Genomic DNA, 14,477 nt, shown 5'->3' on the forward strand with positions numbered 1-14,477 from the left:
CCACCTGCCGCGCCCTGGTGACGGGATCGCGGTCGCGGGTCCACCAAGGAGCACAGGGGAGAGCATGCGGGTTCACGTGGTGTCGGACGTGCACGGCAACGCCGACGCGCTCAAACGCGCGGGCGACGGCGCCGACGCGCTGATCGTCCTGGGCGACCTGCTGGACTTCGTCGACTACCGCGAACACGACAAGGGCATCATGGGCGCGCTGTTCGGCGCCGAGAAGGTCGGCGAGTTCGCGCGGCTGCGGCGTGAGGGCACTCGTGATGAGACCGTTGCCTTCTCGCGATCGTTGTGGGCCACTTTGGCCGATCCCGCCGCCGCGGTCGGCGAGGCCATCCAGGACCAGTACGCCGTCCTCTTCGGAGCGCTGACCGCGCCGACGTTCGCGACCCCCGGCAACGTCGACGACCCGTCGCTGTGGCCCGAGTTCGCCGGCGACGGCATCACCGTCCTCGACGGCGAGGTCGCCGAGTTCGGCGGGCTGCGCTTCGGGTTCATCGGCGGCGCGCTGCTCCCGCCGAACGTGGTCCCGCGCCGCAACGGCTTCTGGCGGCCCTATCTGCGCACCCGCGAGGAGTACGACGTCGCCGTCGCCGGGCTGGAGAACGTGGACGTCCTGTGCACCCACATCCCGCCCGCCGTCCCGGAACTGACCTACGACGTGATCGCCCGGCGCTCCGAGATCGGGTCGGCGGCGCTGGTGGATCTCATCCGCGAGCAGCGGCCGCGCTGGTCGGTCTTCGGGCACGTCCACCAGCCGCTGACGCCGCGGACGAGGCTCGGCAGGACCGAATGCCGTAACGTCGGTCACTTCAAAGAGACCTCTCAGCCGTACGTGCTTCGCTGGTGACTGCCGGTCCCGGCTAGAGTTCGGGGCATGGCCGAGCAGTCCACGCAGTCCATCGAGGTCGACGCCGAGCCCGCGCGGGTCATGGCCGTCATCGCCGACTTCCCCGCGTACCCGGAATGGGCCAAGGCCGTCCGGGAGACCGAGGTCCTCGCCGAGGATGACAACGGCCGCGCCAAGCAGGTGAAACTCACCCTCGACGCCGGGCCCATCAAGGACGTCTACACCCTCGAGTACGACTGGGACGCCGACGGCCACGGAGTCAGCTGGCACCTGGTCAAGGGCCAGATGCAGAAGGCCCAGAACGGCCGCTACGCCCTCGAAGCGCTGAGCGCCGGCCGCACCAAGGTCACGTATACGCTGTCCGTCGAGCTGGCGCTGCCGATGATCGGGCTGCTGCGCCGCAAGGCCGAGAAGATGGTCATGGACACCGCGCTCAAGGAGCTCAAGAAGCGCGCTGAAGCATCCTGAGTCGAAGGGTAGGCATGCGGATCCTGCTGTTCACCGGCAAGGGGGGTGTCGGCAAGACCACGCTGGCCGCGGCGACGGCGGCGGCACTGGCCGGGCGGGGCAGGAAGACGCTCGTGGTCTCGACCGACCCGGCGCATTCCCTCGGTGACGCCTTCGGCCGCGCGCTCGGCGGCGAACCGTCCGAAGTGGACGCTGTGTCCGATGGTCCCTCCGCGGTAGGGAGTACGTCGGGACTTTTACACGCCGCCCAGATCGACACCCGCGGCCTGGTGGACAGCACCTGGCGCGAACTCCGGCAGGAACTCCAGACCGCGCTCGCGGGAGTGGGCCTCGAATCGCTCGACGCCGAAGAACTCACGGTGGTGCCCGGCGTCGACGAACTCCTCGCCCTCACCGAAGTCCAGCGTCTCGCCGAGCACGGTCCCTGGGAGACGGTCGTCGTCGACTGTGGACCGACCGCGGAAACGCTGCGCCTGCTGGCGTTGCCCGAAGCCGTCTCCGGCTATCTGTCGAGGATGTTCAAACCGGGCGCGCGGCGGACGGCGGCCGCGGTGCGGCGGCTCGGCGCGCATCTGGAGTCGCTGCGCACCCTGCTGACCGATCCGGCCACCACGACCGTGCGGCTCGTGCTGACCCCGGAACGCGTCGTCGTCGCGGAAGCGCGCCGCACCCTCAGTTCCCTTGCCCTGCGCGGAATCCTGGTCGACGGCCTGATCGTCAACCGGCTGATGCCCGCGCCCGGGTTCTGGCGCGGCGCGGCGGCCACGTGGATGCGGACCCGGCGCGCGCAGCAGAACACCGTCCTCGCCGAACTCGCCGACGCGGGCTTCGGGCCGGGGCAGGTGAAGCCCGTCGAGCATCGCGCGGTCGAGCCGGTGGGGCTCGAGGCGCTGCAGGAAATCGCGTACGAGCTCTACCAAGGTCTGGACCCCTTGGCGGGCAGCGAAAAGGGTGTTACCCCGCTCTTGCGGGTGTCCGAATCGGACAGCGGCTACGAGCTGCGGATCGCGGTGCCACTGCACCGTGACTCCGAAGTGGACCTGGCCAGAGTGGACGATGATCTCGCCGTTACCGTGGACGGTTTCCGGCGGCTGATCGCGTTGCCGGAGATGTTGCGCCCGTGCCGGATCACCGGTGCGGAATCCGACGCGCACGGCCTGGTCGTGAGCCTGGCCGGGAACCGGGGACCCGGGTGAGCGAGAACAACGAGAACACCGGATCAGGGCCGCTCGACCTGGCCGAAGAGATCCGCCTGCTGGTCGAACTGGTCGTCGAGCACGCCGCGCCGTGGCTGGAGGGATTGATCTCCGCCGGCCACGGCTGCACCGACCACGATTCCGGCGGGTGGTGCCCGCTCTGCGCGATCGTCGGGATCTTCCGCGGCGAGCGGCCCGAGTTCGTGGCCGGCCTGATGGAGCAGGCCGCGCAGCTCGTGGCGCTGCTGCGGGCGGTGCTCGCCGATCGCTGGGAACCCGAGGCGGGCGTGCACATGCCGGGCTTCCAGCCTGCGCGGAAGGAGCCCGCGGCCGAAGATGTGCAGGTGGGAGCTTCGCGGGTGCAGCACATCGCGGTGACCAGGCGCGACGCTTGGCAGCCGGACCGGGAGAAGTGAGTTGCTGACGGTAGGGGTGGACGTCGGGGGCACGAGTGTGCGCGCCGGCGTGGTGGACGAGCACGGCTCGCTGATGGACACGGCCAGGGTCGGGACGCCCAGCGGCGAGGACGCGCTCGAAGACGCCATCGCCGGGGTCGTCGAAGACCTCCGCAACCGGCACGACGTCTCCGGCGTCGGCCTCGCGGTCGCCGGGTTCGTGGCGAAGGACCGGCGGACGGTGATGTTCGCGCCGCATCTGTCCTGGCGTGCCGCGCCGGTCGCCGAGCGCATCGAAAAGCGGGTCGGCCTGCCGGTGACCCTGGAACACGACGTGAACGCCGCCGCGGTCGGCGAGTACCGCTTCGGGGCCGCCCGCGGCGCTCATGTCGCCGCGCTGATCGCACTGGGCACGGGGATCGGCGCGGGACTGCTGCTCGACGGCAAGATCTACCGGGGCGCGTACGGCGTCGCACCGGAACTCGGGCACCTGACCGTCGTCCCCGGCGGCAGACCCTGCCCGTGCGGGAAGTACGGCTGCTGGGAGCGGTATTGCAGCGGGACGGCGCTGGCCGCGACGGCGGTGGAACTGCTCGCGCGGCACCCCGGCCGCTCGACCGTGCTCGCGCGCGAGACCAGGGGAGACCCCGGCTCGGTCACCGGACGCCGGGTGGCCGGTGCCGCCCGCGACGGGGACCCGATCGCCCAGCGCGCGATGACCGAGCTGGCGAAGTGGCTGGCCGAGGGCCTGGCGCTGGTCGCCGACGTCTTCGACCCCGAGATCATCGTGATCGGCGGTGGGGTGTCCGAATCGGCGCCGTTGTTCCTCGACGAGGCACGCGAGCGTTACGCGGACAAGATCACCGGCGCCGGGCACCGCCCGCTGGCCCGGATCCGGGCCGCGCACCACGGCGACGATTCGGCGATCGTCGGTGCCGCCGCGCTCGCCGTCGACGCGTCGAAGGCTCCCGGCGCCGAGGTCGGTGTGACAGGCTGAACCCGTGACCCGGCAGGACGGCAACGGCTTCGTGAAGTGCGACTTCGGGCATCTTCACTGGGGTCTGAACGGCGCCGCCGGGTTGCTGCTGTCCGATCCCGCACGCGGTGTCCTGCTGCAGCGGCGGGCCTGGTGGGTCCATCATGGACACACCTGGGCGCTGCCAGGGGGCGCCGTCGAGGCGGGGGAGAGCCCGCGTGAGGCCGCCACCCGCGAGGCGCACGAGGAGGCCGACATCCCGCCCGGCCGGGTCCGCGCGCTGGCGGCGTCGCACGTCGACCACGGGAACTGGCGCTACACCACGGTCCTGGCCGCGCCGATCGGCCCGCTATCGGCCAGGGTGACGAGCGCGGAGAGCGCGGAACTGCGGTGGGTCCGGGCGGCCGAGGTCGCGGACTTCCGGCTGCACCGGGATTTCGCGGCCGCGTGGCCGGGATTGAGGGAACACTTGGATCGCAGGCTCGTACTGGTGGTCGACGGCGCGAACGTCGTCGGGTCGCGGCCGGACGGCTGGTGGCGCGACCGGCGTGGCGCCGCGGAGCGGTTGCGGGACAAGCTCGGGGCCCTGGGCGGAACCGGGCTCGCCGATCCGGCGCTTCCCGGTGGCGGCGAATGGTCGTGGTGGCCGAAGGTCGTGCTGGTCGTCGAGGGCAAGGCGCGGGGCGTCGCGCCGGTGCCCGGTGTCGAGGTCGTCGAGGCGGAGGGCGAGGGTGACGACACGATCGTCGCCGTCGCGCGGGAGGCCCGCGCCGCGGCACCGGACGACCACGTCGTCGTGGTGACCGCCGATCGCGAACTGCGGTCCCGCGTCGAGGCACTCGGCGCTTCGACCTTCGGCCCCGGCACGCTTCTGGGGCACCTCGACTCCCGCGTTTAGTCCTCTGAATGCGGTCGGAGTTCAGGGGCGCGCGATCTTCCCGTCCCGCATCTCCGCGATGAGCGAGGCGACGACGGCGCGAAGGCTGCCGTTGTACTGCTTCGCCACCGCGCGCTGACGCAGGTAGCTCGGCCCGCAGGTCAGGATCGTCTCCACCGACCGCAGTTCGTCGGCGCAGTCCAGACGCCGGGCGACCGGTTCCAGCCGGTTCAGCAGGTCGTAGGTGTCGTCGGTGACCAGGCGCTCGTTGCCCGCCGCGTCGAGGATGACGATCGCGTCGACGCCGTAGCGCGCCGCGCGCCACTTGTTCTCCTGGACGTGCCACGGCGGCAGCGTCGGCAGGATCTCGCCGTCGTCCAGGCGGGCGCTGAAATCGTCGACCAGGCATTGGGTCAGCGCTGAGATCGCGCCGACCTCCTCCAGCGTCGGCAACCCGTCGCACACCCGCATTTCGATCGTCCCGAAATGCGGCGCGGGCCGGATGTCCCAGCGGATCTCGGAAAAGTGGTCGATCACGCCCGTGGTGAACATGTCGTCGACGTAGCTCTCCAGCTCGGTCCACTTCCGGAACTGGAACGGCAGCCCGGCCGTCGGCAGCTGCTGGAACATCAGCGCGCGGTTCGACGCGTACCCGGTGTCCTCGGCGCCCCAGTACGGCGAAGACGCCGAAAGCGCTTGCAGATGCGGCGCGTATTTGAGCAGTGCGTCCAGGATCGGCAGGGCCTTGTCGCGGTGGTCGACGCCGACGTGCACGTGGACGCCGTAGATCAGCATCTGCCGTCCCCACCACTGGGTCCGGTCGATGAGCTTGGCGTAGCGCTCCTTGTCGGTGACCTTCTGCTGGTACCACGTCGAGAACGGATGCGACCCGGCCGAGAACAGCTCGACGCCCAGCGGGTCGAGCACCGAGTGCACGACGTCCAGCGAATCATTCAGATCGGCTTTGACCTCGGCGATCGTGTCGCAGATCCCGCTGATCACCTCGATGGTGTTGAGCAGCAGCTCCTGCTTGATCTTCGGGTGCTCCTCCGCGCCGCCGGGACGGACGGCGTCGAGCACCTCTTCCGCGACCGACGACAGCTCGCCGGTCCGCCGGTCGACGAGGGCGAGTTCCCATTCCGCGCCGACCGTCGACCGGCGCGAGGGAGTGAAGTCGATCTTCATCTTCCGAATTGTCCGGCAGATCAGACCTGGGCGCCGTTGTTCGGATCCGCGCCGGGCGGCGGCCCCTGACGCACCCGCAGCAGGAGCAGGGCGATCGCGGTCGCGAGGGCGAGGATGCCGAGGGGGGTACCGAGCCGGGTGCCCATGCCGATCAGGTTGGGCGCGATCAGGAGCAGCAGGCCGAGCACGAAGAACAGCAGGACGATGAACGCGCCCTTGCGCGGACGCGGCAGGGGAGGCGGCTCGGGCGGCACGAAATGGCCCTCGTCGTCGCTCGACCCGGCGGGGTCGTCCTCGAAGAGGGTCTTGTCCCAGCTGGTGCCGCCCCCTCGCCAGCCCGGTTCGGGTTCGGCGTCCGGCTGCTCGGGCCGCGGGGTCTTCTCGGCGGGCTTTTCCGCCGGTTTCTCCAGTTCCTCGTCCGGGAACAGACCGACGCCCTCCGCACGGAGGTCGGCCACGATCTCGGCGAACGTCGCGTCGACGTCCTCCGGCCCGTCCTTGCCTCTGCTCATCCGGCGTCCACCTGTCCCGCCCGGTGCACGGACCGGGCGAAGTCCACCGTACGCGTGAAGATCAGGCCTGCGTCGTGGTCTTGCGTGGCGACGTGGAAGCTGTTCTCCAGCACCACCTCGGTCACGTCCTCGCTGCCGATCCCGGCCAGGATCACCTGGGAGTTGACCGGCTCCACGACATGGTCGGCGGCCGAATGGAGCAGAAGCACCGGCTGGGTCACCTTGCCCAGATCCGCGCGGGTGAGCTTCCACAGCTTCGCCAGGCTCGCCGCGGCGCGCACGGGCGTCCGCGAGTAGGCCAGCTCCTTCTCGTCGGGCTTCGCGATGTCGTTCGCCACGCCCGGCACCGACGGCAGGACCCTCGACAGGACGGGCAGCAGCTTGGCGTCCCAGCGCAACGTCAGGATCGAGGGGTTCACCAGCACGATGCCGTCGATCCGGTCGCCGAACTCCTCGGCGAGGCGCAGCGTCAGCGTCCCGCCCATCGACATCCCGGCGACGAACACCGTCTCGCACGTCGCGAAGAGCGCCAGCAGCTCTTCACGGACCGCGCCGTACCAGTCCTCCCAGCCTGTCCGGTTCATGTCCTGCCACCGCGTGCCGTGCCCGGGAAGGAGCGGGCAGCGCACCGTGTAACCGGCTTCGGCCAGATGGTCCCCCCAGGGCCGCATGCTCGCGGGAGTGCCGGTGAATCCGTGGCACAGCAGGAACCCTGCTTCGGTCGAACCGGTGTGAGCGAACGGTTCCGCGCCGGCGAGGACGGCCATGCGATCGCCTTCCGTGAGAGCTGGGTAGGTCTCCTATGTTCGCACGACCGGAGCGGCTTGTGGGCCCCCGGCCACCGGCGGAATCGGGCCGGATCGGGTGTGAGATCCGTCGCTGGGTGCGGGTAACCGGGTGGACTTCGTTGTGCCTGGGGTGCGCGATTCGTAGTCTTGACCATCGGGCGCGGGGGTCGAGCTGCTAGGAGGAGTTTTCGCAGTGCTGTACTGGCTCATGAAACACGTGTTTATCGGGCCACTGCTCAAGGCGCTGTGGCCCACCAGAGTCGTCGGCGCGGAGAACATCCCCGACGACGGCGGCGCGATCCTCGCGGGCAACCACCTCGCGGTCGCCGACTCCTTCTTCATGCCGCTGCGCGTCAAGCGCAAGGTGACCTTCCCGGCCAAATCGGAGTACTTCACCGAAAAGGGCTTCAAGGGCCTGCTGAAGAAGTGGTTCTTCACCGGCGTCGGCCAGTTCCCGATCGACCGCTCCGGCGGCAACGCCGCGCAGGCCGCGCTCGACACCGCGACCCGGCTGGTCCGCGAGGGCCACCTCCTCGGCATCTACCCCGAAGGCACCCGCTCCCCGGACGGCCGCCTGTACAAGGGCAAGACCGGCGTCGCGCGGATCGCGCTCGAGTCCGGCGGTGTCGTGGTCCCGGTCGCCATGGTCGGTACCGACAAGGTCAACCCGATCGGCTCGAAGATGTGGTGGCCGCGCCGCCTCGAAATCCGCTTCGGCAAGCCGCTCGACTTCTCGCGCTACGAAGGCCTCGCCGGCGACCGCTTCATCGAGCGGTCCATCACCGACGAGATCATGTACGCGCTCATGGAGCTGTCCGGCCAGGAGTACGTCGACATCTACGCCGCCAAGGCGAAGGAACTGCTCGCCGCCGAGGAGGCGGGGCTCCGCCCCAAGGTGCCCGCGCAGCCGTCCGCCCAGGACGTCGCCCGTATCCCGGACACCAAGGTCGGCTGAGGCCCCACTAGGGTTCTCCGGTGCGCTTTTTCTACGACACCGAATTCATTGAGGACGGCGTGACCATCGATCTGGTGTCGATCGGTGTCGTGGACGAAAGAGGACGCGAGTTCTACGCGGTCTCGACCGATTTCGATCCCGGCAAGGCCGGCCCCTGGGTTCGCGACAACGTGCTCCCGAAACTCCCGTCGCCCGCCGACCCGGCGTGGCGCGGCCGCGAGAAGATCCGGACGGATCTGCTCGAGTTCTTCGGCAAGCCGCCCGGCGGGATCGAACTGTGGGCCTGGTTCGCCGCTTACGACCACGTCGCGCTGGCGCAGCTGTGGGGACCGATGCCTGCCCTGCCGCGTCAGCTGCCGCGGTTCACGCGTGACCTGCGGCAGCGCTGGGAGGACGCGGGCAAGCCGAAGCTGCCCTCGGCGCCGGACGACCAGCACGACGCGCTGGCGGACGCGCGGCACAACTACCAGCGTTGGCAGATCATCGAGTCCTACTGGCACCGGTAGGGCCCGTCCCGTTCCGCCTCAAGTACGTGAAGGACCCCTTCCCGTACCTAGGCGCAAGGATGGGGGCCTTCATGTACTGGGGAAGGCGCGGCGCTTGTGACTGATGGTGCTGCTGAGGCTGAAGTGGGCAGACGCGAAGGACGCCATCCCGCATGTGACGCGGCGAAAGCTCCCTTCGCGGTATAAGACGCGACCCGGCACGCAAGGAACGGTCCTTTCCTTGCGAATTCGCCAGGAACGGACCGTTCATCGCAGCCACTGGTACCCCTACCGGCGCGAGTCCACCGCCTCCGCGAGCGTGTCCAGCAGCTCCGCCGTCGTCTCCCACCCGAGGCACGCGTCCGTGATCGACTGCCCGTACGTGAGCGAGGCGGCCGAGCCCAGCGTCAGGTCCTGCCGTCCTGCCACCAGGAAGCTCTCCAGCATCAGCCCCGCGATGCCCCGCTCACCGGCACCGATCCGGTCCGCGAGTTCACGGACGACCGTGGCCTGCCGCACGTGGTCCTTCGCGCTGTTGCCGTGGCTCGCGTCGATGATCACGCGCTCCGGCAGCCCCGACTTCGCCAGCCGCGCGAGCGTGTCGGCCACCGTCGCGGGGTCGTAGTTCGGGCCGGCGGAGCTGCCGCGCAGGATCACGTGGCAGTCCTCGTTGCCCGCCGTGGTGATCAGGGCGGCGAGCCCGTCGGGGTTGATACCCGCGAAGACGTGGCCGGCGCCGGCCGCGCGGGTGGCGTCGACGGCGACCTGGACGTCGCCCTCGGTCGAGTTCTTGATCCCGACCGGCATCGACAGCGCGCTGCACAGCTGCCGGTGCACCTGGCTCGCCGCGGTCCGCGCGCCGATGGAACCCCAGGTCACGGTGTCGGAGATGAACTGCGGGGTGATCGGGTCGAGGAACTCGCAGCCCACCGGAAGGCCGAGAGCGGAGATGTCGAGCAGCAGTTTGCGCGCCATCCGCAGGCCGTGGTTGACCTCGTACGTGCCGTCGAGCCCGGGGTCGTTGATGAGGCCCTTCCAGCCGAGCGTGGTCCGCGGCTTCTCGAAGTAGACCCGCATGACGATGTGCAGGTCGCGGCGGTGTTCTTCGGCCTTGGCGGCGAGGCGGCGGGCGTAGTCGAGCGCGGCGTCCGCGTCGTGCACCGAGCAGGGCCCGACGACGACGAGGAGCCGGTCGTCCCGGCCGTCGAGGATGTCGACGGCCGAGGCCCGCCCGGCTAGGACGGTATCGGCGATTTCCGCCGTCATCGGATGTTCGTGCCGCAGCATCGCGGGCGACAGCAGGGGGTTGATGGCCGCCGTGCGGTGCCCGTCGAGGGCGATCAGGGTGTCAGCGGAGGGAGACATCGCGGGGTCTGGTTCCTTTCGAAAGGGATACCGACCCGCGGGACCTCGCCGAGCCGGTGTGATTCCGGCTCGGGGTGGAGGTCAGCGCAGGTTCACGCGGCCGTGCCCACCCGGGGCCGGCTTCGTAAACCAGAAATAGCGCTGCACGGGGCCAAGCTAGCACATCGCGGACGTGGACCGATTCCCGAGGTGGTCCGCCCTGCACCGATCCAGAGAACTCCCGCTACGCTGGCGACGGGACATGTGACTGTCATCTCTACGGAACACAAGACGGAGGCTTCTCATGCGTGTCGGTGTGCTGACCGGCGGTGGCGACTGCCCGGGGCTCAACGCGGTGATCCGCGCTGTGGTGCGCAAGGGCATCGAGGTGCACGGCTGGGACATCGTCGGGTTCCGCAACGGCTGGAACGGTCCCCTCACCGGGGACAGCCGCCCGCTCGGCCTGAACGACGTCGAGGACATCCTGACCCGCGGCGGCACGATCCTGCGGTCGTCGCGGACCAATCCGTACAAGGTCGAGGGCGGGGTCGACAAGATCAAGGCCGTGCTCGCCGACCAGCAGGTCGACGCGCTGATCGCGATCGGCGGCGAAGACACCCTCGGCGTCGCGAAGCGGCTCACCGACGACGGTGTCGGCGTCGTCGGGGTGCCCAAGACGATCGACAACGACCTCGGCGCCACCGACTACACCTTCGGCTTCGACACGGCCGTCTCGATCGCCACCGAGGCCATCGACCGGCTGCACACCACGGCCGAGTCGCACCATCGGGCCCTGGTCGTCGAGGTCATGGGCAGGCACGCGGGCTGGATCGCGCTGCACTCCGGTCTCGCCGGCGGCGCGAGCGTGATCCTCGTGCCGGAGCGGCACTTCAGCGTCGACCAGGTCGTCTCGTGGGTCGAGCGCCGGTTCGAGAAGGAGTACGCGCCGATCATCGTGGTCGCCGAGGGCGCGCTGCCCGAGGGCGGCGAGGAGCGGCTGCTCACCGGCGAGAAGGACGCCTTCGGGCACGTCCGGCTCGGCGGTATCGGCACCTGGCTGGCCGACGAGATCGCCGCCCGCACCGGCAAGGAATCCCGGGCGGTCGTGCTCGGGCACGTCCAGCGTGGCGGCACCCCGACGGCGTACGACCGGGTGCTCGCCACCCGGTTCGGGCTCAACGCGGTCGACGCCGTCGCCGACGGTGATTTCGGTGTGATGGTGGCGCTGCGCGGCACGGACATCGTCCGCGTCAAGCTCTCCGAGGCGACCGCCGAGCTGAAGACCGTCCCGGTCGGGCGGTACGAAGAGGCCGAGGTCTTCTTCGGCTGAGCCGAGTTTCAGGAGAAGGCCCCTTACTTTGTGCTGAGTTCAGGTAAGGGGCCTTCGTTTTCTTGCGGCCTCGCCTCCGCGACAAGTTGAATCGGCCATCTGGGGATCCAGGTGAAAGGGACGGCGGTTCTCATGGCGGGTGCGGGATCCAATAGGCGCGAGTTCCTGAGGTGGCTGGCCGTCGGAGGAGCCGGGATGGCGTTCGCCGGGCTGCTGCCCGGCACGGCCACCGCCGTCATGGGCGAGATCGTCGTCATCGCCGAGGTCACCCTGATCGACGGCACGGGCTCGGCGCCGCGGCCCGGCGTTTCGGTCGTGCTCGCCGGTGACCGGATCGTCTGGGTGGGCGGCTCCGCCGAGCTCCCGGATATCGGTGGCGCGCGGGTGATCGACGGACGCGGCAAGTACCTCGTCCCGGGGCTGTGGGACATGCACTCCCACGGCGCGGACCTCGAAGAGATCGTCCCGCCCCTGCATCTGGTCCACGGTGTCACCGGTGTCCGCGAGATGTGGGGATACGCCGAGAACCGCGAGACGAAGGGCAAGATCGAACGCGGTGAGCTGCTCGGCCCGCGCATGGTGCTGGCGAGCGGGATCGTCGACGGTCCGGTGACGCTGCTGGCGCCACCGGTTCTCCACGTGTCGACGGCGGCCGAGGCGCGAGCCGTCGTCCGCGCGGAGAAGGCCGCGGGCGCCGAATTCGTCAAGACCTACTCCTACCTCGGCCCGGACGCCCTGCGCGCGCTCGCGGACGAAACCCGCGCGCAGGGCCTCCGGTTCTCCGGGCACTGGCCGTACAAGCTGTCCCACCTCGAGGTGAGCGACCTCGGCCAGCACAGCCTCGAGCATTTCTTCGGGGTGTCCGTCCATTGCTCGTCCCGGCGCGACGAGATCCTCGACCGGTTGACGGCGACGCCCTACGACCCCGAGGCGCCGCGTGCGTTCTTCGACCTGGCGCGGCGGCTGGAGTTCGAATCGGTCACCACGTACGACCGCGGCAGGGCGCGGGCCTACTTCGCCAGGCTGCGGTGCAACGGCACCTGGCATTCGCCGACGCTGACGATCAACCGGGTGGTCACGCAGCCCGCCGGAACCCACCAGCACGACCCGCGGCTGAAATACGTGCCCGCCGACATGCGCGAGAGCTGGGCCAAGGGCATCGAACTGTTCGCGCCCAAGACCCCGGCGGACATCGCCCTGCAGGAGCGCTACTACCAGGAGACGCTGCGGCTGGTCGGCGTCGCCCGCGATGCGGGGGTCGGGCTCATCGGCGGCACCGACTGCCTCAACCCGTACACCTTCCCCGGCAGCGGGCTGCACGAGGAACTGGCCTTCCTGGTCGAGGCCGGGCTTTCACCGGTGCAGGCGCTGAAGACCGTCACGGGCGACGCGGCGAGGTTCCTGGGCAGGGAAGCGACGTCGGGCACGGTGACGGTCGGGAAGGAGGCGGATCTCGTGCTGCTGGACGCGAACCCGGCGACCGACATCCGCAACGTCGCGAAGATCGACACGGTGATCACCCGCGGCCGGGTCCTCGGCAGGGCGGAGCGCCGTCGGATGCTCGACGCCGTCGAGGCCGCCGCGAACCGGCCGACGGCGGCCACGAGCGCCCGGATCCACTCCCTCGCCCGGCGGGGCTGCTGCTGCTGACCTCCCGGGGAGTCAGACGAGCGCGAGGGTGTCCAAAAGCGACACGGCGCGGGCGATGTCCTCGGTGAGCGGCCGGTCTTCGAGGCTGGGGTCGAGCACCGCCGCGGCGGTCTCGTAGGCGTCCCGCGCGGGCAGGGAGACGAGGTCTGCCTTGCGCATCCGCAGCGCCCGGACGGCCGCGACCAGCTCGCACGCCAGCACCTGCTGGTACGCCGAGCCCGCCGCGGTCGCCGCCCGCGCGGCCTGGGTGGAGAAACTCGCGTGGTCCTCGATCCCGCGGGAGACGACGGCGGTGCCCAGCGTCGCCGGCAGCGCGGCCTGCCGCAGTTCGGTGAGCGCGTCGTGCGCGACGTACTCCAGGATCATCACCCCCGAACTGCCCGACGGCCCGGCCGCGAGGAACGGCCGCAGCCCGGTGAACTCCGGCTCCACCAGATCACCGAGCCGGGCCACCGACAGCTCGGCGACCTGGTGGACGGTCGCGCGCACCTGGTCGAGCGCGGTCGAGACGTACGCGGTGTGGAAATGCGCGTGGTGGTAGGCGTCCTGATGCACCGTCGAGATCATCGGGTTTTCGGTGCTGGCGTTGATCTCCACCGCGAGGACGTCGCGCAGGTAGTGGATCGCGTCCAGCGCGGGCCCCTGCACCTGCGGGAAAGCGCGGAGCCCGAACGGGTCCTGGATCCGCCTGCCGGGTTTGGGCGTGCCCTCCATCCCGAGCAGCCGCCGCATCTCCGCCGCGCAGGCGACCTGTCCGGCGTGCGGACGTGCTTCGTGGACGGGAGTCGCGTAGGCCTCCGGGTTCCCGTCGAGCGCGATGTACGTGAGCGCCGCGACGACGTGACTCGCCCGCGTCAGCGTGTCGAGCCGCATCGCCGCGAGGGTCGCTTCGGCCAGCGTCGCGGCGTTGCTGCTCATGAACGCGAGCGCGTCACCGGCCCGCACGGGAACCGGAGGCACACTGCCCGCCAGCCACGGCCGTTCGCCGGTGAGGGCGAGCGCGGTCTCCGCGAGCGGCGCGAGGTCGCCGGTACCGATCGCGCCCAGCCGGTGCACCAGCGGCAGCGCCCCGGTCCGCACGGCGGCGGCCAGCGCCCCGATCAGCTCGGGGCTGAGCCCCGAACGTCCGGCCAGCAGCTGGTTGAGCCGGATGAGCATCATCGCCCTGGTCTGGCCGGGGGACATGACGTCGCCGCTGCCGCCCGCGTGACTGCGCAGCAGCCGCAGCCCGTGATCCGGCGACTCACCCTCGCCGACCGGGTCCTCCTTGTTGGCGCCGACGCCGGTGGTGCGGCCGTAGACGATGCGGCGCGTGCTCAGCTCTTCGGCGAGTTTCCACGCGCTTTCCGCGCCGCGCAGCGCGGCGATCGAGACGTCAATGCCCAGCGGACCCTCGGTGCTCGCGGCGGTCACGACGTCCGCACAGCGCAGGGTCCGGCCGTCCACCCGGATCACGTCGGCCT

At 70.4% G+C, this 14,477-nt stretch carries 15 protein-coding genes; 10 read left to right on the forward strand and 5 right to left on the reverse strand.

What is annotated here, in order from left to right:
• Positions 1-64 precede the first annotated feature (64 nt).
• Genes ACLJQ7_RS39860 through ACLJQ7_RS39885 form a run of 6 tightly spaced genes read left to right on the forward strand, consistent with a single transcriptional unit; the run spans position 65 to position 4,786 of the window.
• A complete protein-coding gene (locus ACLJQ7_RS39860; RefSeq protein WP_410653378.1) occupies positions 65-853 on the forward strand; it encodes a metallophosphoesterase family protein in 789 nt (262 codons plus the stop codon).
• A 27-nt stretch (positions 854-880) separates the two neighbouring features.
• Positions 881-1,321, forward strand: a complete 441-nt coding sequence (locus ACLJQ7_RS39865) for an SRPBCC family protein (protein ID WP_034322545.1) — start codon at positions 881-883, stop codon at positions 1,319-1,321.
• Positions 1,322-1,335: 14 nt separating this feature from the next.
• Complete coding sequence (locus tag ACLJQ7_RS39870) at positions 1,336-2,517, forward strand: ArsA family ATPase (RefSeq protein WP_410653379.1); 1,182 nt, start codon at positions 1,336-1,338, stop codon at positions 2,515-2,517.
• Positions 2,514-2,933 (forward strand): hypothetical protein, encoded by a 420-nt coding sequence (locus ACLJQ7_RS39875; RefSeq protein WP_410653380.1) that lies wholly within the window; start codon positions 2,514-2,516, stop codon positions 2,931-2,933. The genes ACLJQ7_RS39870 and ACLJQ7_RS39875 overlap by 4 nt, the downstream gene beginning before the upstream one ends.
• A 16-nt stretch (positions 2,934-2,949) precedes the next feature.
• Positions 2,950-3,909: an ROK family protein gene (locus ACLJQ7_RS39880; RefSeq protein WP_410653454.1), complete on the forward strand. Its 960-nt coding sequence runs from the start codon at positions 2,950-2,952 to the stop codon at positions 3,907-3,909.
• Between the two features lie 4 nt (positions 3,910-3,913).
• Positions 3,914-4,786: an NUDIX domain-containing protein gene (locus tag ACLJQ7_RS39885; RefSeq protein WP_410653381.1), complete on the forward strand. Its 873-nt coding sequence runs from the start codon at positions 3,914-3,916 to the stop codon at positions 4,784-4,786.
• Positions 4,787-4,807: 21 nt separating this feature from the next.
• On the opposite strand, the gene ACLJQ7_RS39890 is transcribed toward ACLJQ7_RS39885, so the two are convergent.
• The 3 genes from ACLJQ7_RS39890 to ACLJQ7_RS39900 are packed head-to-tail and all read right to left on the reverse strand — an operon-like array spanning position 4,808 to position 7,229.
• Positions 4,808-5,950, reverse strand: coding sequence for a glutamate--cysteine ligase (locus tag ACLJQ7_RS39890; RefSeq protein ID WP_410653382.1), 1,143 nt, complete (start codon positions 5,948-5,950; stop codon positions 4,808-4,810).
• A 20-nt stretch (positions 5,951-5,970) separates the two neighbouring features.
• Complete coding sequence (locus ACLJQ7_RS39895; protein ID WP_410653383.1) at positions 5,971-6,462, reverse strand: hypothetical protein; 492 nt, start codon at positions 6,460-6,462, stop codon at positions 5,971-5,973.
• Complete coding sequence (locus ACLJQ7_RS39900; protein ID WP_410653384.1) at positions 6,459-7,229, reverse strand: alpha/beta hydrolase; 771 nt, start codon at positions 7,227-7,229, stop codon at positions 6,459-6,461. The genes ACLJQ7_RS39895 and ACLJQ7_RS39900 overlap by 4 nt, the downstream gene beginning before the upstream one ends.
• A gap of 214 nt (positions 7,230-7,443) precedes the next feature.
• On the opposite strand from ACLJQ7_RS39900, the gene ACLJQ7_RS39905 reads away from it, so the two are divergent.
• Both ACLJQ7_RS39905 and ACLJQ7_RS39910 read left to right on the forward strand, forming a co-directional pair.
• Positions 7,444-8,205 carry a lysophospholipid acyltransferase family protein gene (locus ACLJQ7_RS39905; protein WP_410653385.1) on the forward strand — a complete coding sequence of 254 codons (762 nt, stop codon included), beginning with the start codon at positions 7,444-7,446 and terminating at the stop codon, positions 8,203-8,205.
• 20 nt (positions 8,206-8,225) lie between these two features.
• Entirely contained in the window at positions 8,226-8,711 is a 486-nt protein-coding gene (locus ACLJQ7_RS39910; RefSeq protein WP_410653386.1) for a polyadenylate-specific 3'-exoribonuclease AS, read from the forward strand.
• 267 nt (positions 8,712-8,978) lie between these two features.
• On the opposite strand, the gene ACLJQ7_RS39915 is transcribed toward ACLJQ7_RS39910, so the two are convergent.
• Positions 8,979-10,055 (reverse strand): 3-deoxy-7-phosphoheptulonate synthase, encoded by a 1,077-nt coding sequence (locus ACLJQ7_RS39915; RefSeq protein ID WP_410653387.1) that lies wholly within the window; start codon positions 10,053-10,055, stop codon positions 8,979-8,981.
• A gap of 283 nt (positions 10,056-10,338) precedes the next feature.
• Here ACLJQ7_RS39915 and ACLJQ7_RS39920 point away from each other — a divergent pair, with 283 nt between their 5' ends.
• Both ACLJQ7_RS39920 and ACLJQ7_RS39925 read left to right on the forward strand, forming a co-directional pair.
• Entirely contained in the window at positions 10,339-11,364 is a 1,026-nt protein-coding gene (locus ACLJQ7_RS39920; RefSeq protein WP_410653388.1) for a 6-phosphofructokinase, read from the forward strand.
• A gap of 195 nt (positions 11,365-11,559) precedes the next feature.
• The gene (locus ACLJQ7_RS39925; RefSeq protein WP_410653389.1) at positions 11,560-13,014 is read left to right on the forward strand and encodes an amidohydrolase family protein; all 1,455 of its coding nucleotides are present in this window, start codon (positions 11,560-11,562) and stop codon (positions 13,012-13,014) included.
• Positions 13,015-13,026: 12 nt separating this feature from the next.
• Here the strand turns inward: ACLJQ7_RS39925 and ACLJQ7_RS39930 are convergent, their stop codons facing one another.
• On the reverse strand, positions 13,027-14,469 hold the full coding sequence (locus ACLJQ7_RS39930; protein ID WP_410653390.1) for an aromatic amino acid ammonia-lyase: 1,443 nt from the start codon (positions 14,467-14,469) through the stop codon (positions 13,027-13,029).
• Between the last annotated feature and the right edge of the window lie 8 nt (positions 14,470-14,477).

The sequence above is a fragment of the Amycolatopsis sp. cmx-4-54 genome (genome assembly GCF_046548895.1).
Taxonomy (GTDB): domain Bacteria; phylum Actinomycetota; class Actinomycetes; order Mycobacteriales; family Pseudonocardiaceae; genus Amycolatopsis.

What these genes read in the sequence shown, in the direction of transcription:
- ACLJQ7_RS39860 (WP_410653378.1), top strand. Translation starts at nt 65, where the DNA reads ATGCGGGTTCACGTGGTGTCGGACGTGCACGGCAACGCCGACGCGCTC.
- ACLJQ7_RS39865 (WP_034322545.1), top strand. Translation starts at nt 881, where the DNA reads ATGGCCGAGCAGTCCACGCAGTCCATCGAGGTCGACGCCGAGCCCGCG.
- ACLJQ7_RS39870 (WP_410653379.1), top strand. Translation starts at nt 1,336, where the DNA reads ATGCGGATCCTGCTGTTCACCGGCAAGGGGGGTGTCGGCAAGACCACG.
- ACLJQ7_RS39890 (WP_410653382.1), bottom strand. Translation starts at nt 5,950, where the DNA reads ATGAAGATCGACTTCACTCCCTCGCGCCGGTCGACGGTCGGCGCGGAA.
- ACLJQ7_RS39895 (WP_410653383.1), bottom strand. Translation starts at nt 6,462, where the DNA reads ATGAGCAGAGGCAAGGACGGGCCGGAGGACGTCGACGCGACGTTCGCC.
- ACLJQ7_RS39900 (WP_410653384.1), bottom strand. Translation starts at nt 7,229, where the DNA reads ATGGCCGTCCTCGCCGGCGCGGAACCGTTCGCTCACACCGGTTCGACC.
- ACLJQ7_RS39915 (WP_410653387.1), bottom strand. Translation starts at nt 10,055, where the DNA reads ATGTCTCCCTCCGCTGACACCCTGATCGCCCTCGACGGGCACCGCACG.
- ACLJQ7_RS39920 (WP_410653388.1), top strand. Translation starts at nt 10,339, where the DNA reads ATGCGTGTCGGTGTGCTGACCGGCGGTGGCGACTGCCCGGGGCTCAAC.
- ACLJQ7_RS39925 (WP_410653389.1), top strand. Translation starts at nt 11,560, where the DNA reads ATGGCGTTCGCCGGGCTGCTGCCCGGCACGGCCACCGCCGTCATGGGC.